This window comes from Aeromonas dhakensis (assembly GCF_000820305.1).
GTDB lineage: Bacteria > Pseudomonadota > Gammaproteobacteria > Enterobacterales > Aeromonadaceae > Aeromonas > Aeromonas dhakensis.
The window spans coordinates 37,383-56,422 of the sequence record NZ_CDBH01000072.1 but is presented as its reverse complement, the minus strand read 5'-3'; the positions used below and the strand labels follow the sequence as shown (position 1 = coordinate 56,422).

16 protein-coding genes are annotated in these 19,040 nt (G+C 63.3%); 12 read left to right on the top strand and 4 right to left on the bottom strand.

What is annotated here, in order from left to right:
- Nucleotides 1-85: 85 nt before the first annotated feature.
- Complete coding sequence (locus BN1143_RS21355) at nucleotides 86-2,536, top strand: sensor domain-containing protein (RefSeq protein ID WP_042052147.1); 2,451 nt, start codon at nucleotides 86-88, stop codon at nucleotides 2,534-2,536.
- A gap of 34 nt (nucleotides 2,537-2,570) precedes the next feature.
- Here the strand turns inward: BN1143_RS21355 and BN1143_RS21350 are convergent, their stop codons facing one another.
- A complete protein-coding gene (locus BN1143_RS21350) occupies nucleotides 2,571-2,870 on the bottom strand; it encodes a hypothetical protein (RefSeq protein WP_042052146.1) in 300 nt (99 codons plus the stop codon).
- A gap of 170 nt (nucleotides 2,871-3,040) precedes the next feature.
- Between BN1143_RS21350 and acs the strand changes: the two genes are divergently transcribed.
- The 7 genes from acs (at nucleotide 3,041) to BN1143_RS21315 (ending at nucleotide 10,884) form a co-directional block, all read left to right on the top strand.
- Nucleotides 3,041-4,987: an acetate--CoA ligase gene (gene acs, locus BN1143_RS21345; RefSeq protein ID WP_005298042.1), complete on the top strand. Its 1,947-nt coding sequence runs from the start codon at nucleotides 3,041-3,043 to the stop codon at nucleotides 4,985-4,987.
- A gap of 265 nt (nucleotides 4,988-5,252) precedes the next feature.
- Nucleotides 5,253-5,702 carry a type II 3-dehydroquinate dehydratase gene (gene aroQ / locus BN1143_RS21340; RefSeq protein WP_042052145.1) on the top strand — a complete coding sequence of 150 codons (450 nt, stop codon included), beginning with the start codon at nucleotides 5,253-5,255 and terminating at the stop codon, nucleotides 5,700-5,702.
- Between the two features lie 36 nt (nucleotides 5,703-5,738).
- Complete coding sequence (gene accB / locus BN1143_RS21335; protein ID WP_005298038.1) at nucleotides 5,739-6,197, top strand: acetyl-CoA carboxylase biotin carboxyl carrier protein; 459 nt, start codon at nucleotides 5,739-5,741, stop codon at nucleotides 6,195-6,197.
- A gap of 15 nt (nucleotides 6,198-6,212) precedes the next feature.
- A complete protein-coding gene (gene accC, locus BN1143_RS21330; RefSeq protein WP_005298029.1) occupies nucleotides 6,213-7,553 on the top strand; it encodes an acetyl-CoA carboxylase biotin carboxylase subunit in 1,341 nt (446 codons plus the stop codon).
- A gap of 79 nt (nucleotides 7,554-7,632) precedes the next feature.
- Nucleotides 7,633-7,911, top strand: coding sequence for a DUF997 family protein (locus BN1143_RS21325; protein ID WP_010633080.1), 279 nt, complete (start codon nucleotides 7,633-7,635; stop codon nucleotides 7,909-7,911).
- Nucleotides 7,901-9,379 carry a sodium/pantothenate symporter gene (gene panF / locus BN1143_RS21320; protein WP_042052144.1) on the top strand — a complete coding sequence of 493 codons (1,479 nt, stop codon included), beginning with the start codon at nucleotides 7,901-7,903 and terminating at the stop codon, nucleotides 9,377-9,379. The genes BN1143_RS21325 and panF overlap by 11 nt, the downstream gene beginning before the upstream one ends.
- A 77-nt stretch (nucleotides 9,380-9,456) precedes the next feature.
- Nucleotides 9,457-10,884: a PTS transporter subunit EIIC gene (locus tag BN1143_RS21315; RefSeq protein WP_042052142.1), complete on the top strand. Its 1,428-nt coding sequence runs from the start codon at nucleotides 9,457-9,459 to the stop codon at nucleotides 10,882-10,884.
- A 2-nt stretch (nucleotides 10,885-10,886) separates the two neighbouring features.
- Here the strand turns inward: BN1143_RS21315 and BN1143_RS21310 are convergent, their stop codons facing one another.
- The gene (locus BN1143_RS21310; protein WP_005298022.1) at nucleotides 10,887-11,759 is read right to left on the bottom strand and encodes a LysR family transcriptional regulator; all 873 of its coding nucleotides are present in this window, start codon (nucleotides 11,757-11,759) and stop codon (nucleotides 10,887-10,889) included.
- A 100-nt stretch (nucleotides 11,760-11,859) separates the two neighbouring features.
- Here BN1143_RS21310 and BN1143_RS21305 point away from each other — a divergent pair, with 100 nt between their 5' ends.
- From BN1143_RS21305 to BN1143_RS21290, 4 genes are all read left to right on the top strand, one after another.
- Entirely contained in the window at nucleotides 11,860-12,876 is a 1,017-nt protein-coding gene (locus BN1143_RS21305) for a zinc-binding alcohol dehydrogenase family protein (RefSeq protein ID WP_042052141.1), read from the top strand.
- Between the two features lie 525 nt (nucleotides 12,877-13,401).
- Nucleotides 13,402-14,280, top strand: coding sequence for a 50S ribosomal protein L11 methyltransferase (prmA, locus tag BN1143_RS21300; RefSeq protein WP_042052139.1), 879 nt, complete (start codon nucleotides 13,402-13,404; stop codon nucleotides 14,278-14,280).
- Between the two features lie 285 nt (nucleotides 14,281-14,565).
- Complete coding sequence (locus BN1143_RS21295; RefSeq protein WP_017765183.1) at nucleotides 14,566-15,543, top strand: D-2-hydroxyacid dehydrogenase family protein; 978 nt, start codon at nucleotides 14,566-14,568, stop codon at nucleotides 15,541-15,543.
- A gap of 73 nt (nucleotides 15,544-15,616) precedes the next feature.
- Nucleotides 15,617-16,180, top strand: coding sequence for a sugar O-acetyltransferase (locus tag BN1143_RS21290; RefSeq protein WP_017765184.1), 564 nt, complete (start codon nucleotides 15,617-15,619; stop codon nucleotides 16,178-16,180).
- A gap of 385 nt (nucleotides 16,181-16,565) precedes the next feature.
- On the opposite strand, the gene BN1143_RS21285 is transcribed toward BN1143_RS21290, so the two are convergent.
- Nucleotides 16,566-17,114 (bottom strand): NAD(P)H nitroreductase, encoded by a 549-nt coding sequence (locus BN1143_RS21285; RefSeq protein WP_017779913.1) that lies wholly within the window; start codon nucleotides 17,112-17,114, stop codon nucleotides 16,566-16,568.
- 37 nt (nucleotides 17,115-17,151) lie between these two features.
- A complete protein-coding gene (locus BN1143_RS22820) occupies nucleotides 17,152-18,666 on the bottom strand; it encodes an autotransporter outer membrane beta-barrel domain-containing protein (protein WP_231570720.1) in 1,515 nt (504 codons plus the stop codon).
- Nucleotides 18,667-19,040: the final 374 nt, after the last annotated feature.

Here is a 19,040-nt window from a genome sequence, read left to right as displayed (position 1 = left end):
GAGCCCCCACCTCTTCCCTCCAGTAGGCTTCATGCCATACTGACAACACCTCAAATGACAAAACAGTCAATTTCGGAGTCCCGTGATGGGGAAAGAGCTTTTCGACGCCATGCCCGATCCGCCGCAGGCGGGGCAGTTGAGCGTGAACGAGCTGCAGCAGCTGTTCGAACTGGCCCCGTTTGGCATAGGCATCTTCGATCGCCACTTTCGCTGCCGCAGCGTCAACCAGACCCTGGCCAACCTCAACGGCCTCTCCCGGGAGGAGCACTACGGCCACACCCTGCGGGAAATAGTCCCGGCCCTGGCCCCCGTGCTGGAGCCCCTGTTCCAGCAGATCATCAGCAGCGGCGTCCCCCGGGTCGAGCTGAACCTGAGCGGCCATACCGCGGCCCATCAGGGCCAGCAACGCCACTGGCAGGCGATCTACAGCCCCATGCTCGACGAACAGGGCGTGCCCGACGGCATTCTCACCATAGTGCGCGACGTGACCGAACAGGTCGAGTCGCAGCGGCGGCTGCAACTGGCCATGAATGCCGGCCGGATCGGGGTGTGGGAGTGGCACGTCAAGGAGGACAGACTGCAGTTTGACGGCCGGGTCGAGCAGCTGCTCGGCACCGCCGCCAGCGAATTTCAGGGGGGAATGGAGCAGTTCATCAAGCGTTTCGACCCTCTCTCTGGCGAGCAGCTCAGGGCGGCGCTCAAGGGCACGGCCCCCATTCATCTCACCCTCGGTTACCTGGGGCCCGATCAGCAGCGAGGCTGGGTCGACATCCATGCCGATCACGTGGCGGCCAGCGAACATCTGGGGCGACGCATCACCGGGGTGATCCACGACGCCACCGATCGCTGCACCCAGGAAGACAAGCTGCGCCAGGCCAACGTGGTGTTCGAAACCGCCGCCGAGGGCATCATCATCATGGATGGCCAGCGCCAGATCATCTCGGTCAACCCGGCCTTCTGCAGCATGACCCAGTACGAGGAGGAGGAGGTAGTCGGCAAGTCACCGGAAGCCATCATGCACCCGCGCCGCCACACCGACATCGACTACCCCTGGCACACCCTGCTGCCCGGCAGCCACGCCTGGCATGGCGAGATGATGTGCCTGCGCAAGGATGGCGGCTACTTCACCTCCTGGCAGCATGTCAGCGCCGTCCACGACAGCCGCCACAACACCACCAACTATGTCATCGCCTTCTCCGACATCAGCGCCATTCGCAAGGCCGAGGCACAGCTCAACCACCTCGCCTATCACGATCCCCTGACCGAGCTCGGCAACCGCAACCTGCTGCAGGAGCGGCTTGAGCTGGAGATCAAGACCGCCCACCTCAACCGGCAGCAGCTCGCCTTGCTGTTTATCGATCTGGACGGCTTCAAGCTGATCAACGACACCCTGGGCCACCGGGCCGGGGACGAGCTGCTCAAGCTGCTGGCCGAGCGCATTCGCCGACTGCTGCACCACAACGACGTGGCAGCCCGGCTGGGCGGCGACGAGTTTCTGGTGCTGATCCCCTACTTCGAGCAGCCGGAGGAGCTGGCCAGGCTCGCCGAGCAGCTGCTGGCCCGCCTGCGCGAGCCGGTCGAGCTGGATCACGAGCGGGTGGCCGTCTCCGCCAGCATCGGCATCGCCCTCTATCCGGAACACGCCACCACCCCGGACACTCTGGTCAGTGCCGCCGACAGCGCCATGTACGAGGCGAAGAACCAGGGCCGCAACGGTTACCTCTTCTATACCCCGGACATGACGGAACAGACCCGGGAGCGACTGAGCATGGAGCAGGGGCTGTTCCAGGCCATCGAGCAGCAGCAGCTCTGCATCCTCTATCAACCCATGACGGATCTGGCCAGCAACCAGCTGAGCGGGCTGGAAGCCCTGCTGCGCTGGCAACACCCCAGCGAGGGCATGATAGGGCCGACCCGCTTCATTCCGGTGGCCGAGGAGTGCGGTCTCATCGAGCAGATCGGGGAGTGGGTGATGCGTACCGCCTGCCAGCAGGGGCAAGCCTGGCTGGCCGCAGGGCTGGCGGTGCCCAGACTGTCGGTCAATGTGTCGGTACGGGAGATGCGCTCGGCAGGTTACGTGGAGCGGGTCGCCGCCATCCTGGCCGAGACCGGTTTTCCGCCGCAGCGGCTGGAGATAGAGGTTACAGAGAGCATCATCCAGCGGGTCGACCAGAGTCTGCAGCTGTTCAAGCGGCTGAAGGAGCTGGGGGTGCAGATCGCCATCGACGATTTTGGCACCGGCTTCTCATCCCTGAGCCTGCTGAAAAGCCTGCCCATCGATCGGATCAAGATAGACAAGACCTTCGTGCAGGCGCTGCCCGATGACAAGCACAGCCGGGAGCTGTGCCGCACCATCGTCAACCTGGCCGACAGCTTGGGCATGATGGTGACCGCTGAAGGGATAGAGACCCAGGCCCAGCGCCAGTTTCTGCAATCCCTCCACTGTCAGGAGGGGCAGGGCTATCTGTTCAGCCATCCGCTGGCCGAGCCCCATCTGGCGGCGCAGCAGGCATCGGGCAGGAATCACTGGTGCTGAGCCCTGCACCAGGCGAGTGACAGCCACAGCCAACTCAATCGTTGAAGGTCAGCCTGGCGTCCCAGCCTTCGTCCTGCTGCCGACGTGACTCTTCCAGCAAGGAGTCCTGCGGATAAGAGGACTTTTTCTCCCCGAGGGTGACGGACACCGGCGGCTTGCGCGCCAGCCAGGCCTCGCTCAGCTGGCCGCTGATGTGATCCCGCAATGAGGGTGAATCGGGCTGTGTCGGTGTCAGTTCAAGACCGTTGGCATGGGGGGCGGCCAATGCGGCCTCATCGGTGACCTTCGGGGCCTCGAACTGCCAGAGGGAGGAGCAAAGAAGCAGGGTCAACACGGGGGCTGTCTCCATCGGTAAAAGCGACGTTTTACCCAATCGGCGATGAATTGTCATCGACGCGACTGTAAGCGGATGTTGCCATCTATCCAAAAGTCTAATTGCCCTCCCCCGCCAAAGGTATAAGTTGTTATCCAATCATTACAAAAATGTATTCAAAGGAGTGACACATGAGCGAGAGCAAGGTCTACCCGGTCAAAGCCCACATCAGCCAGGGCGCCCTGCTGGACAAAGCAGGCTATGAGGCCATGTACCAGGCCTCGGTGCAGAACCCGGATGCCTTCTGGGGCGAGCAGGGCAAGATCCTCGACTGGATGAAGCCCTATACCCGGGTCAAGAACACCTCCTACGATCCGGGCCACGTCTCCATCAAGTGGTATGAAGATGGCCTGCTCAACGTCTCTGCCAACTGCCTGGATCGCCATCTGAGCGAGCGCGGTGACAAGGTCGCCATCATCTGGGAAGGGGACAACCCGGCCGAGGATCGCAAGCTCACCTATCGCGAGCTGCACACCGAGGTGTGCAAGTTTGCCAACGTCTTGAAGGCACAAGGGGTGCATCGCGGCGACGTGGTCTGCCTCTACATGCCCATGGTGCCGGAAGCGGCCATCGCCATGCTGGCCTGTACCCGCATCGGCGCCGTGCACAGCATCGTCTTCGGCGGTTTCTCGCCAGAAGCCCTGGCCGGTCGCATCATCGACTCCGGCTCCACCATCGTCGTCACCGCCGATGAGGGGCTGCGCGGTGGCCGCCCGGTGCCGCTCAAGAAGAACGTGGATGAAGCGCTCACCAACCCGGAGACCAAGGTCAGCAAGGTGATCGTGCTCAAACGTACCGGCGGCAACATCGCCTGGCACAACCACCGCGATCTGTGGTGGCATGAAGCAACGGCTGCCGTCAGCAGCGACTGCCCGCCCGAGGCGATGGGGGCCGAAGACCCGCTGTTCATCCTCTACACCTCCGGCTCCACCGGCAAGCCCAAGGGGGTGCTGCACACCACCGGCGGCTATCTGGTCTATGCCACCCTCACCTTCAAGTACATCTTCGACTACCACGAGGAGGACATCTACTGGTGTACCGCCGACGTGGGCTGGGTCACCGGCCACTCCTACCTGGTTTACGGGCCGCTCGCCAACGGCGCCACCACCATCATGTTCGAAGGGGTGCCCAACTACCCGGCAACCAACCGCATGAGCCAGGTGGTGGACAAGCACCAGGTCACCATCCTCTACACCGCCCCCACCGCCATCCGCGCGCTGATGGCCAAGGGCAACGAGGCCGTTGAGGGTACCTCCCGTTCGAGCCTGCGCATCATGGGCTCGGTGGGCGAGCCCATCAACCCGGAAGCCTGGGAGTGGTACTACCGCACCATAGGCGACGAGCGTTGCCCCATCGTCGACACCTGGTGGCAGACCGAGACCGGCGGCATCCTCATCAGCCCGCTGCCCGGCGTCACCGATCTCAAGCCAGGCTCGGCCACCCGCCCCTTCTTCGGCGTGCAGCCGGCGCTGGTGGACAACATGGGCGAGCCGCTGGAGGGGGCCACCGAGGGCAACCTGGTGATCACCGACTCCTGGCCGGGCCAGATGCGCACCGTATTCGGCGATCACGAGCGCTTCGAGCAGACCTACTTCTCCACCTTCCCCGGCCGCTATTTCACCGGCGACGGCGCCCGTCGCGACGAGGATGGCTACTACTGGATCACCGGCCGGGTGGATGATGTACTGAACGTCTCCGGCCACCGCATGGGTACCGCCGAGATCGAATCCGCGCTGGTGGCTCATCCGAAGATCGCCGAAGCGGCAGTGGTGGGGGTACCGCACGAGATCAAGGGTCAGGGCATCTATGCCTATGTCACCCTGATCGCCGGCGAAGAGCCGAGCCGGGAGCTGCACAAGGAGGTGAAGGAGTGGGTCCGCAAGGAGATCGGCGCCATCGCCACCCCGGACGTGATCCACTGGGCCGAGGGGCTGCCCAAGACCCGTTCCGGCAAGATCATGCGGCGCATTCTGCGCAAGATCGCCACCGGCGAGACCGACAGCCTGGGGGATATCTCTACCCTGGCGGATCCGGGCGTAGTGGACAAACTCATTCGCGAGAAGTCCGAAGCCGCCTGATCCCGTCTGCCTTTTGCCTCCAAAGCCGGCCCAGTGCCGGCTTTGTCATTCCTGCTAGTGAGTGTTTTGACAGTCGACCGGATAGAGCAAAAAACAGACAGATGTAGAGATTAGACCAGTAAAATGCTGCTAATTTTCACGAAATCAATATAATTGCGAAATCTGTGTGCCAGTGCACACCGATTTGAGCAGAAAATGGCTAGATTTCTGGTAGTCCACAAGATAGCTGACAGATAGCAGCATTATCATCGAGGATGTACTCAATATGTCGCAAAAATACCGAATTCTCCTGCTCAACGGGCCGAACCTGAACCTGCTGGGCAAACGGGAACCGGGCATCTACGGCAGCAAGACGCTCGATGAGATCGTCGCCGATCTGACGCTAAGTGCCGGCGAACTCGGGGTCACACTGGAACACCTGCAATCCAACGCCGAACATGAGCTGGTCGGCCGCATCCACCAGGCCATGGGTCAGGTGGACTTCATCATCATCAATCCGGCCGCCTTCACCCACACCAGCGTCGCCATCCGCGATGCGCTGCTGGGTGTGGCCATCCCTTTTATCGAGGTTCACCTGTCCAACGTCCACGCCAGGGAACCCTTCCGTCATCACTCCTATCTGTCTGATGTCGCCAAGGGGGTCATTTGTGGGCTGGGGGCCGATGGCTACCAATTCGCTTTAACCGCGGCCGTGCACCAGTTGCGCGCGGCTTGATAATCACTGATCAGATAAAGAAGAAAGAGAATGCTAATGGATATCCGCAAAATCAAGAAGCTGATTGAACTGGTTGAAGAGTCCGGCATCGCCGAACTGGAGATCTCCGAAGGTGAAGAGTCCGTTCGCATCAGCCGCAACTTCTCCGGTCAGGTGACCGCTGCTCCGCAGATGATCATGCCGCAGGTTGCTGCTCCGGTAGCCGCTCCTGTCGCCGCCGCCCCGGCCGCCGCAGCACCGGCTGCAGACGCCACCCCGGCCGGTCACCTGATGCGCTCCCCCATGGTCGGTTCCTTCTACCGCTCTTCCAGCCCGGAAGCCAAGCCGTTCGTGGAAGTGGGCCAGCACGTCAATGTCGGCGATACCCTGTGCATCGTCGAAGCCATGAAAATGATGAACCAAATCGAATCCGACAAGGCCGGCGTGATCAAAGCGATCCTGGTTGAAAATGGTCAGGCCGTCGAATTTGACGAGCCGCTGTTCATCATCGAATAAGGGAAATCGCCACCCATGTTGGACAAAGTAGTCATCGCCAACCGCGGTGAAATTGCCCTGCGGATCCTGCGCGCCTGCAAAGAGCTCGGGATCAAGACAGTGGCCGTTCACTCCACCGCCGACCGGGAGCTCAAGCATGTGCTGCTGGCCGACGAAACCATCTGTATCGGCAAACCGGCCAGTACCGACTCCTACCTCAACGTGCCAGCGATCATCGCCGCCGCCGAGGTGACCGGTGCCGTTGCCATTCACCCCGGCTACGGCTTCCTCTCCGAGAACGCCGACTTTGCCGAAGTGGTCGAGAAATCCGGCTTCGTCTTCATCGGCCCGCGCGCCGAGACCATTCGCCTGATGGGTGACAAGGTCTCCGCCATCGAGGCGATGAAGAAGGCGGGCGTACCCTGCGTACCGGGCTCCGACGGTCCGGTTGACAGCGATGCCAAGCACAACGCCGCCATTGCCAAGCGCATCGGCTACCCGGTGATCATCAAGGCCGCCGGTGGCGGTGGTGGTCGCGGCATGCGCGTGGTGCGCAGCGAAGCCGAGCTGGCTGCCGCCATCGCGCTGACCAAGTCCGAAGCAGGCCAGTTCTTCAAGAACGACATGGTCTACATGGAGAAGTACCTGGAGAACCCGCGCCACATCGAGATCCAGGTGCTGGCAGACGGCCAGGGCAACGCCCTCTATCTGGGCGAGCGCGACTGCTCCATGCAGCGTCGCCACCAGAAGGTGGTCGAAGAGGCACCGGCGCCGGGCATCACCGCCGAGATGCGCAAGTTCATCGGTGAGCGCTGCGTGCGCGCCTGTATCGAGATCGGCTACCGCGGTGCGGGTACTTTCGAGTTCCTGTACGAAAACGGCGAGTTCTATTTCATCGAGATGAACACCCGTATCCAGGTAGAGCACCCGGTTACCGAGATGGTCACCGGCGTCGACCTCATCAAGGAGCAGCTGCGCATCGCCGCCGGCCAGCCCCTGTCGATCACCCAGCAGGACATCCGCATCCGTGGCCACGCCATCGAGTGCCGGATCAACGCCGAAGACCCGGCCACCTTCATGCCGTCTCCGGGCCTGATCCAGCGCTTCCACGCGCCGGGTGGTCTGGGCGTGCGTTGGGACTCCCACATCTACGCCGGCTACAAGGTGCCGCCCTACTATGACTCCATGATCGGCAAGCTGATCTGTTACGGTGAAAACCGCGACGTCGCCATTGCCCGCATGCGTCAGGCGCTGGACGAGCTGGTGGTGGAAGGGATCAAGACCAACGTCTCCCTGCAAAAAGAGATCATGAAGGACGAAAACTTCCAGCACGGTGGTACCAATATCCACTACCTGCACAAGAAGCTGGGTCTGTAAGACTCGCGTCCGCAGATCTTCTGCTGAAAAAGGGCCATGGCGACATGGCCCTTTTTTGTTATCCTTGCGCCCCTCGAAATTGTCGGAGGCCAAGGTGAACCGTTTTGCGCTCGCTCGTCGGGAAGCAGCACTCTGCCTGCTGCTGACCCTGCTCTACTTCCTTGCCTGGTATGGCACGGCCTATTTCATCCCCGAAGAGATCGAATTCTGGGATATGCCGCTCTGGTTCCTGCTCAGCTGCATTCTGATGCCGCTGCTGTTCATCGTGCTGTGCGGCCTGATGGTGGATCGCCTGTTCGTGGATATCCCCCTCGACTCCCAGCCCCTCGATGACAAGGAGCCTCCCCATGAATCTTGAGCTGATGCTGCCGCTGTGCATCTATCTGGTGCTGGTGCTGGGGGTCGGTTTCTGGGCCAGCCGCCACCGGGTGGGCGGTGACTTCGTGCAGGAGTACTTCATCGGCAACCGCAGCATGGGCGGCCTGGTGCTGGCCATGACCCTGGTGGCCACTTACACCTCGGCCTCCTCCTTCATCGGCGGGCCGGGTGCCGCCTACAAGATTGGTCTGGGCTGGGTGCTGCTGGCGATGATCCAGCTGCCCACCGTCTGGCTCACCCTGGGGGTGCTTGGCAAGAAGTTCGCCATCATCGCCCGCCGGGTCAATGCGGTGACCATCAACGACATGCTGTGGGCCCGCTACCAGAGCAGGGCCGTGGTGGTGCTGGGCTCGGTCACCATCATCCTCGCCTTCATCGCCACCATGGTGGTGCAATTCATCGGCGGCGCCCGCCTGCTGGAGACCGCCACCGGTCTCTCTTATCAGCAGGGGCTGTTCCTGTTTGCCGGCTGCGTGCTGCTCTACACGGTGATCGGCGGCTTTCGCGCCGTGGTGATGACCGATGCGCTGCAGGGGATCATCATGCTGATCGGCACCGGTGCCCTGCTGGTGGGGATCCTGATCGCGGGGGATGGTTTGCCCAACCTCATCCACCAGCTCAAGGCGATCGATCCCAAGCTGGTGAGCCCGCAGGGAGCCGGCGACATGCTGACCCAGCCCTTCATGCTGAGCTTCTGGGTGCTGGTCTGCGTCGGGGTGGTGGGACTGCCCCACTCGGCCCTGCGCTGTTTTGGCTATCGCGACAGCAAGGCGCTGCATCGCGGCATCCTGATCGGCACCATCGTCAGCGCCTTCCTGATGTTCGGCATGCACCTGGCCGGGGCGCTGGGCCGCGCCATCCTGCCCGGCATGGACAGCCCGGACAAGATCATGCCCTCACTGATGATGGAAGTGCTGCCCCCCTGGCTGGCCGGGGTCTTCCTGGCGGCCCCCATGGCGGCCATCATGTCCACCATCGACTCCCAGCTGATCCAGGCCTCCGCCACGTTGGTGAAGGATCTCTACCTCAACTACCTGAGCCCGGAGAAGGCCGGCCAGGAGAAGCTGGAGGTACGGGTGCCGCGCCTCTCCCTGCTCTGCACCCTGATCCTGGGTACCCTGGTGCTGCTGGCGGCGCTGCAGCCCCCCGAGATGATCATCTGGCTCAACCTGCTCGCCTTCGGTGGCCTGCAGGCGGTGTTCCTCTGGCCGCTGGTGCTCGGCCTCTACTGGTCACGGGCCAACGGCCCGGGAGCCCTGGCCAGCATGGTGTGCGGCATCCTCTGCTACGCCGTCCTGAGCCAGTGGGGGATCAAGCTGGCCGGCCTGCACGCCATAGTGCCGAGCCTGGCGCTGGGGCTGATCGCCTTCGTGCTGGTCAGCCTGCTCACCCCGGCTCCGAGCCAGAGCGTGCGGCGGCTCTTCGAACCTTGTTCAGCAATGGATTAATAAAGGGTTCCGAAACTATCCCAAAATGGGTGCTTTAAGGGTAAACTGTGCGCCATGTCACAAAACAGTGCGCCCTTATGCCCGTCCAAAACGCCAGACAGATCCTGACCCAAGCCCTGCAGCGACTCGGTTACGCCCTGTTGCTGCCGGTCTCCATCCTGCCGCTGGCGGCCCTGCTCTATCGGCTCGGCCAGCCGGACGTGCTGGATCTGGCGGTACTCTCCCTCACCGGTCGCGCCCTGTTCAGCCAGATGCCGCTCATCTATGCGGTGGCCATCGCCTTCGGGCTGAGCCGCCAGGGCGAGGGGAGCCAGGCGCTGGCCGGGGCGGTCAACTTCCTGCTGCTGAGCTCGGCGCTCGGCACCCTGGCCCCCGGCCTGCACAGCGACATGATCTGCGGCCTGCTGGGGGGATTGACCACCGCCATCGTCTACCCCTGGCTCAAGCGCCACCCCATGCCCCACTGGCTGCGGCTAATCAACGGCGATTTCACCAGCCTGCTCGCCTCGGCGCTGGCCTGTCTGCTGCTGGCCTTCCCCCTCGCGCTGCTCTGGCCGCTGCTGGAGCAGGGCATCACCCTGCTCGCCTCCGAGCTGCTCACCACCCCGCTCGGCGCCTTCTGCTACGGTGTGCTGAACCGGCTGCTGATCCCGCTCGGCCTGCACCAGGTGCTGGGCAGCCTCATCGGGCTGGGGGAGAGCAACCTGCAGGCGCTGGCCAGCGCCCAGCCGCTGCACGAAGGCTATGTGGCCGGGCTCTACCCCATCATCATGTTCGGCCTGCCTGGCGCCTGTTTCGCCATCTGGCTGCACCGCCAGCGCATGCAGCGGTTGCCGCAGGGGGGGCTGCTGCTCACCCTGGCGCTCACCTCGGCGCTGGTGGGCATCACCGAGCCCATCGAGTTCCTGTTCGCCTTCACCGCCCCCTGGCTGTTTCTGGCCCACGCCCTGCTGACCGGCCTGTCGCTCGCCACCTGCAGCGCGCTCGGCATCAAGGTGGGCAGTTACTTCTCCGCCGGCCTGCTGGACCTGGTGCTGAGCTACCACGCCGGCGAGCACAGCTTCTGGCTCATTCCGGTCGGCATCCTGTTCTTCGTCGCCTACACCTTGCTGTTCTATCAGCTGCTGGAGCGCACGCCCCTCAGCCTGCCGAGCAAGCCCATCGCCCCGGAACACTCGCGCCTTGCCAGCGTCGCCCCCTCCGACCCCCAGATGCTGGCGATCCAGTACCTCAAGGTGCTGGGGGGCATGGACAACCTGCAGGCAATGAGCGTCTGCCTGACCCGCTTAAGCCTGCGGGTGCGCGACATCTCGCTGGTGGATCAATCCCGTCTGCTGGGGCTGGGCTGCCTCTCCTGGATCCAGCTCAACGACCATCAGCTGGTGCTGGTGCTGGGCCCCAACGCCAGCCTCATTGAAGGGCAGATCCGCATGCTGGCGGAGCGCCAGTCGGTGCCACTCGGCCTCAAGCCCAATCAGGAGTCGGCCGGCCAGAGCGGCTGGTAACCTCAAGCAAACGGCAGGCGCTCGGCCACGAAATCCATCAGGCTGCGCAGGGCGGGGGCCAGGTGCTCCCGGCTCGGGTAGATGAGATAGAAGGGGTTGGGCGGCACGGCGAGCTCGGGCAATACCCTCTGCAAGCGGCCACTCGCCAGATCCCCTTCGCAGACGTGATGGGGCAGCAGGGCAATTCCCCCTTCGTTGATGGCCAGCTCCCGCAGCGCCAGCAGGCTGTTGCTGATACAGGCCCCCTGCGGCCGCCAGCCCCCCTCCTGCAGCGGCCACACCGGCAACGATGTGTGCACCAGGCAGGCGTATCGACCCAGCTCGCTCAGCTGTTGCGGCATGCCGTGGGCCGCCAGATAGGCGGGTGCCGCCACCAGATGGCGCGGCACCTGACCGATGCGCCGGCAGATAAGGCTGGAGTCTTTCAGCGGCGCCGCCCGTAGCGCCAGATCATAACCCTCCCCCACCAGATCGAGCTGCTCATCGCAGAGGGTCAGCTCCAGCACCACTTCGGGATAGAGGGCCCGAAACTCGGCCAGGATCCGGCCGAGCAGCAGGGTGCCGGTGGCCTCCGGCGCGGTGATCCGCACCCGCCCGGCCGGGGCCGCGCGCAGCCGCGCCATCGCCAGATTGGCGCTGCGGGCCAGCGCCAGCAGCGCCCGGCACTGCTCCACATAGACCTCTCCCTGCGGGGTCAGGCTCAGCCGGCGGGTGGTGCGCTGCAACAGGCGCACCCCGAGCTGGGATTCGAGCCGCGAGATCTTCTGGCTGACCGAGGATTTGGGCATGCCGAGCAGCTCGGCCGCGCCGGTAAAACTGCCCTGCTCCACCACGGTGGCAAACAGCCCCATCAGCTCCAGTTCGACATTGTTCATATATTCAAACAGTCTTTACCAATTACCCATCTTAATCTGAATAATCAACCAGACTAGAGTGGCTGGCAATCCCCATCCAACCGATTTGAAAGGAACTGCCATGAAAGCCATCGCCCTGACCCACTATCTGCCGAGCGATCATCCCGACTGCTTCATCGAGGCCGATCTGGCCGACCCGACACCGGGCCCGCACGACCTGCTGGTGCGGGTCAACGCCACCTCCATCAACCCGGTCGACACCAAGGTGCGCGCCCCCAAGGCCAAGGTCGAGAGCAGCCCGCGGGTGCTGGGCTGGGACGCCGTGGGCGAGGTGATCGCCGTCGGCCCTGAGGTGACCCTGTTCAAGGCGGGCGACCGGGTTTGGTATGCCGGCGACATCAGCCGACCCGGCAGCAACAGCGCCCTGCAACTGGTGGATGAGCGCATCGCCGCCCTCGCCCCCGCCAGCCTGAGCGACCTGGAAGCGGCCGCCCTGCCGCTCACCGCCATCACCGCCTGGGAGACCCTGTTCGAGCGCATAGGCCTCAGCCGCGAGAGCCGCGGACGGCTGCTTATCATCGGCGGCGCCGGCGGGGTCGGCTCCATCGCCATCCAGCTGGCCCGCCAGCTCACCGGCATGGAGGTGATCGCCACCGCCTCGCGCCCCGAAACCCGGGCCTGGTGTCTGCAGATGGGGGCCCATCAGGTGGTGAGCCATCACCAGTTGCAAGAGGAGCTCACCGCCCTCGGCATCAACCAGGTGGACGCCATCTTCTGCACCAATGCCACCGAGCAGCATTGGGATGCCATGGCCAGCCTCATCAGCCCGTTCGGCCATATCTGCACCATCGCCGAATCGAGCGAGCCCTGGGATCTCTCCCTGCTCAAGAGCAAGAGCGTCACCTTCAGCCAGGAGTTCATGTTTACCCGCTCCCTGTTCCAGACCCCGGACATGATTGAGCAGCACAACCTGTTGGGGCTGGTCGCCGCACTGGTGGATCAGGGCGTGGTCAAGAGCACCCTCAGCAAGGTGGTACCCGAGCTGACCCCGACGACCCTGGCTCAGGCCCATGCCGAGGTGGAAGCCGGCCGCATGGTGGGCAAGCTGGTGATCGACATGAGCCGGTTCGGCAACTAATCCCTTATGGGTAAAAACTGCACCATCATGGGGTGAACTCACCAGTGACAAGCCCCATCACTGCACAGCACATATCAGGCAACAGACAGTCACCACGCAGCTTCACCATAAAAAAGCCAAAAAAAGGGGCCATCCCGCCGGGATGGCCCTAAATACCTGAACGTTGGGGTAACAATCACACACATATCCTTATGCAGGACCTCTGAACCTTTGCAGCTAGTGTGCCAATCCCGCCCCCCTCCCCGCTTGCTTGCCACATTGTGCCCTGCCACCTGGGTCTGTAGCCCCCGGCCATTCTGCGGGCAAAAAAAAGCCACCCGAAGGTGGCTGAAAAAGATGACGGAACTTTCCTAGAGCAAAGCATTCAGCGGGAACAGGTTGCTTCCCGTCACCCAATGAGGAATACATGAACCGTGCCAACTCGGCAAAGTCCGCCTCCTCCACCACACTGCATGGGCAAACCACGACAGCACACGCCCATGATGATAGAATCCCGCGGTTTCACATTTATGAAGAGTCGACGCCATGCCCTGGATACAAATTCGAATCAACGCCACTGCCAAGACCGCAGACAAGGTGAGCAACATGCTGCTGGGGCGTGGTGCCCAGGCGGTGACCTTTATGGATGCCAAGGATGTGCCCGTCTATGAACCCATGCCGGGCGAAACCCCGCTGTGGGGCGAGACCGAAGTAATGGGGCTGTTCGACGCCGAAACCGATCCGGCGCCCACCATCGCCTTCTTCCAGCAGATCTTCGGCGAAGACGTGGGCTACAAGGTGGAGCAGCTGGAAGACAAGGACTGGGTGCGCGAGTGGATGGATCACTTCCACCCCATGCAGTTTGGCGAGCGGCTGTGGATCTGCCCGAGCTGGCGCGACGTGCCAAACCCCGATGCGGTCAACGTCATGCTGGACCCGGGCCTGGCCTTCGGTACCGGTACCCACCCCACCACGGCGCTCTGCCTGCAGTGGCTGGACGGGCTGGATCTGGCTGGCAAGACAGTGGTCGACTTTGGTTGCGGCTCCGGCATCCTCGGCATCGCCGCCCTGAAACTGGGCGCGGCCCGGGTCATCGGCATCGACATCGATCCGCAGGCCATCCAGGCCAGCCGTGACAACGCCAAGCGCAATGGCGTCGCCGATCAGATCGAACTCTACCTGCCGGCGGATCAGCCGCAAGATGTCGAAGCAGACGTGGTGGTCGCCAACATCCTGGCCGGCCCGCTGCGCGAGCTGGCGCCGCTTATCGCCGGCCACGGCAAGGCGGGCAGCCTGATGGCCCTCTCCGGCGTGCTGGAGAGCCAGGCGCCGGAGCTGGAGACCATCTACGGCCAGTGGTTCGAGATGGACCCGACCGCCGTCAAGGAAGAGTGGTGCCGTCTCTCCGGCCGCAAACTCGGCTGAGAAGCAACAAGCTATGGCGGCTGCCAACCCATCGGCCGCAAACTCGGCTGATAAGCAATAAGCCACGGCGGCTGCCAGCCCATCAGCTACAAACTCGGCTAAGCGGCACTTGCCAAACTATCAACGGGGCTCCTACACGGGAGCCCCGTCTGTTTTCGGCCCGCCGGCGGCAGCCGCTTCTTCGCTGATTCCACCACCCAGCGCCATACATGCTCATTTGACCACACAGCTCACCCCGTTTCCGGTAGGATAGGCCGCCAGTCCCCCCTGCGACACGGAGTGCTTATGCGGATTGCCATACTGGACGACTATCAGGATCAGGTGCGTCATCTGCCCTGCTTTACCCGCCTGGCGGGCCACGACGTCACCATTCTCACCCGAAGCGAACCTGACCCCGAGCGCCTTGCCGCCAGGCTGGCAGGGGTGGAGGCGCTGGTGCTCATCCGCGAGCGCACCCGCATCGACGAAGCCTTGCTGCGCAGACTCCCCTCCCTTCGGCTCATCAGCCAGACCGGCAAGATCAGCCAGCATATCGACCCCCTCCTGTGTCAGCGCCACGGGGTGGCCGTCGCCGAAGGCATCGGCAGCCCGGTGGCGCCCGCCGAGCTCTGCTGGGCCCTCATCATGGCGGCCTCCCGCCACCTCCCGGCCTATTGCCATGCCCTCGCCCAGGGGCAGTGGCAGCAGTCCGGCACACTGGGGCTGGGGCGTACCTTGCAGGGGCTGACGCTCGGCATCTGGGGCTACGGCAAGATTGGCAGACTGGTGGCCGGTTACGGTCGGGCCTTCGGCATGTCGGTGCTGATCTGGGGCAGCGAGGGCTCCCGCCGGCAGGCCGAGCAGGATGGCCATGCCAGCGCCTGTGACAAGGAGAACTTCTTTCGCGAGGCCGACGTCCTCTCTTTGCATCTGCGCCTGAACGAGGCCACCCGTGGCTGCGTGACCCGCGCCGATCTCGCGCGGATGAAGGCCGACTCCCTGCTGGTCAACGTCAGTCGGGCGGAGCTTGTCGAGCCCGGCGCCCTTTATGCCGAACTCGCCGCCAACCCGACCCGGCGCGCAGCCCTCGACGTGTTCGACGCAGAGCCCGCCACGGTGCAGAGCGAGCCTTTGCTGCGCCTGCCCAATGTGCTGGCTACGCCTCATCTCGGCTATGTGGAGCGCAACAGCTACCAACTCTACTTTCAGGCCGCCTTTGACAACCTGATTGCCTTTGCCGAGGGCAGGCCGACCAATCTGGTGCTGCCCGTAGCGGGCCGCTGATCACGGTTATCCGGCGACCGGGCCGCTAGCATGTATAACCCAGGCGCCACAAAGACAAGCCACAGGAGCCCCCATGACCGAGTACGACAAGATGATCGCCAGCCAGCCTTACAACTGCATGGCACCGGAACTGGATCTGTTGCGCCGGGAGACGGCCCGCCTGTACCGCCGCTTCAATCGCAGCGACGAGGAGGATGAACAGCTGGCGCTGCTGCAGCAGATCGTCGGCGAGCTGGCCCAGGGCGCCTTTATCTGCCCGCCCCTCTACTGCACCTATGGCCGCCACATTCACCTAGGCGAGCGCAGCTACATCAACATGGGAGCCACCCTGCTGGACAACGCCCCCATTCGCATCGGCGCCGAGGTGATGATAGGGCCGAACGTGCAGATCTATACCGCCGCCCACGCGCTGGATGCCGATGAGCGGACTCAGGGGGTGGAGACCGCGCTGCCGGTCACCATCGAGGACAGGGTCTGGATCGGTGGCGGCGCCATTCTGCTGCCCGGTGTCACCATAGGGCGGGAGGCCATCGTGGGCGCCGGAGCCGTGGTCACCAAAGACGTGCCGGCCGGTGCCCGGGTGGCCGGCAACCCGGCCCGCGTATTGCCCGCCAAAGGCAAGACGCCGGTAAGCTAGCGGCGCGCACCGGAAACTACGGAATTAAGGGGAAAAGGTGACCTTTCCGGTCCTAGGAGGTTGAGGGTAGAGGTACCTAAAAAACGCCCATAAAAATGAAGCCCAATGTCATCAAGACGTTGGGCTGTAAAAAGGTGCTACGGAATTGCGACTCTCATCGCAGAAAATTAGAAGGGGTCACCTTCTAAACTGGCACAGGGATATTAACGAGGCGCAAACGTTTTACATAGCGTAATAAACCAGGATTGAGAACGGCATCTCACTATTTAAAAAATTCCCTGCCAGCCACGGCCTGCCTCTTGGCAATTTTTCATTTATCAGTACAGCCTGTCGCCAGAAACAAAAAAGCCCTGACAAGTCAGGGCTTTATCGACAGTCCATCAGACTAGAAGCGACGCACGAACTCGCTCACCGGCAGCTCGCGCAGCTTGCGGGCCTCCAGCATGGGGGTGCCGAGGTAGAGGAAGCCCACCAGCTGATCGTCTGTGCCAAGGCCAAGGCCGGCCTGGATCTGCTCGTCAAAGATAAACCAGCCGGAGCGCCAGATGCCGTTGAAGCCCTGGGCCTGGGCCGCCATCTGCATCGCCATCAGGGCGCAGCCGGCGGAGAGCTCCTGCTCCAGCCGCGGCACCTTGGGGTGCTCCTGATGGCGGGTCGCCACCGCGATCACCAGGGGCGCGCGCAGCGGAGCTTCCCGGCACTTCTTGATGCTCTCTTCATCCTCACCGCGGCTACGGGCGGCTTCCGCCAAAAGGGTGCCCAACCGCTCGCGGCCCTCCCCTTCGAACAGGATGAACTGCCAGGGGGTCAGGGTGCCGTGATCCGGCGCCCGCAGCCCGGCCTTGAGGATATTGTCGAGTACCTCTCCGGCGGGAGCCGGCTCGGCCAGACGGCCACAGGAGTGGCGGTTGAGCAATAACGTCAGTGCATCCATCAAAATCTCCTTCATTGAGAAAAGGTCGGGCCTAGGCTCAGAATGACCTGGAAAGATTGAGCCTCCATTCCCAGACATTCAGCCCCCCCTGACCCAGGCTGAGATAACCGGTACTGGCCGTGACCGTGGTGTCTCCACCCAGCAGAGTGCGCAGCCCGACCCGCATAGTGCCGCTCAACGGCTGGGTGCGGGCCATGTCCAGATTGCCCGTCAGGATATAGCCATCGTTAGGTCTCTCAAAGCCATAATCGAGACCCAGTTCCCCATAAGGCATCACCGGCACACCATCGCGGGTATGATAGAGCCGGCTCAGCTCCAGCGTCCCCGTCAGGTTGCCCTGGTTGTAACTGTCGCTCCCCCGTTCCAGCTGCAGGGGAAGGCCACGGTAATCCCCTTGCAACCGATAGCCGTCACTGCGGCCATGACTGTAACTGATCGCTAGTCGGGGACGGAGGGTGAACGCGTCCCACTCGAACTGGGCCGAGCCCCCCAGGTTGCCGCTCACGGACGTCGAACCGTAGTCACCGCTGAGAAACAACAAGCCTTGCTCGTTGTCCATCCAGCCATACATCAGGGTCGCATCCAGCATCCAGCGTTTCGACAATTGATAAGTGAAGTAGGGGCCCAGATTGTAGCCCCCTGCAGCCAGCCTCATTCCCCCTTCGAAGGCACTTGCCTTGCTGTCGAGTCGGGAGACGGCAAATCCCAGCGACATAGCCTGATCGAGACGAGTCTCTGCCCCCAAGGTAAACACATTGGTACTGCCGGACAGATCGCTCCCTTCCCGGTGATCCGCTATGTCGTAGTAGACCTCGTCCCCCCACAAGGCCCAGCGTCTGGGCTGTGGCTGCCCCACCACAACCACAGCCTCCCGGGAAGAGGAACAATCCGGATATCGATCGTGCAGAGTGGGCGGCAGCTGTGCTCGCTCGTCTGCCATGACGCACAATCTGGTTTCATTCCAGGCGCGCTCGCTCGCCAGCTCTCCGGCCGGATGCGTTACCATCGGGAGCACAGGTGTGGGCTGCAGACCTGTGGGCGGCTGTAAAACTCCGGGTCGAGTCGGCATCACTCCCTGCGGCGGCAGAGTGCCAACCGGCGGTGTTACGCCGCCGGGCAGGGTCGGCATCATCCCCTGTGGCGGTAAAGTGCCCACCGGCGGTGTTACGCCGCCGGGCCGGGTCGGCATCATCCCCTGAGGCGGCAAAGTGCCCATCGGCGGTGTTACGCCACCGGGCCGGGTCGGCATCATCCCCTGTGGCGGTAAAGTGCCCACCGGCGGTGTTACGCCGCCGGGCAGGGTCGGCATCATCCCCTGCGGCGGCAAAATGCCCATCGGTGGTGTTACGCCGCCGGGCCGGGTCGGCATCATCCCCTGCGGCGGCAAAGTGCCCATCGGCGGTGTTACGCCGCCAGGCCGGGTCGGCATCATCCCCTGCGGCGGCAAAGTGCCCATCGGTGGTGTTACGCCGCCGGGCCGAGTCGGCATCATCCCCTGCGGCGGCAAAGTGCCCATCGGCGGTGTTACGCCGCCGGGCCGGGTCGGCATCATCCCCTGTGGCGGCAGAGTACCTATCGGCGGTGTTACACCGCTCTCGGGAGGCAAAACAGCGATAGGAGGGAGCGGCCTGGTCGGCAGAGTGGGCGGAGTGAAATTACCGGGAAAGGTGAAATGTCCATTTTGCTGGTTATCCGTATCGAGCAGGACTCGTTTACCTGATGTCGTATCCAGATAGGCATATAGCTTGTGGGTACCGCCGTTTTGTACCTCGGGTGACAGGGTCAGATGCAGGCCTCTGCGGTCCTGACTCCAGTTGTCATAGACTTGCCCCTGCTTGGCCGACTCCACCTCAAACTGGCCGGATGACACGGCTGAGAGCCAGACCGAATGCAGTTGATCGCTGGTCCAGCCAAGAAAGATCAATC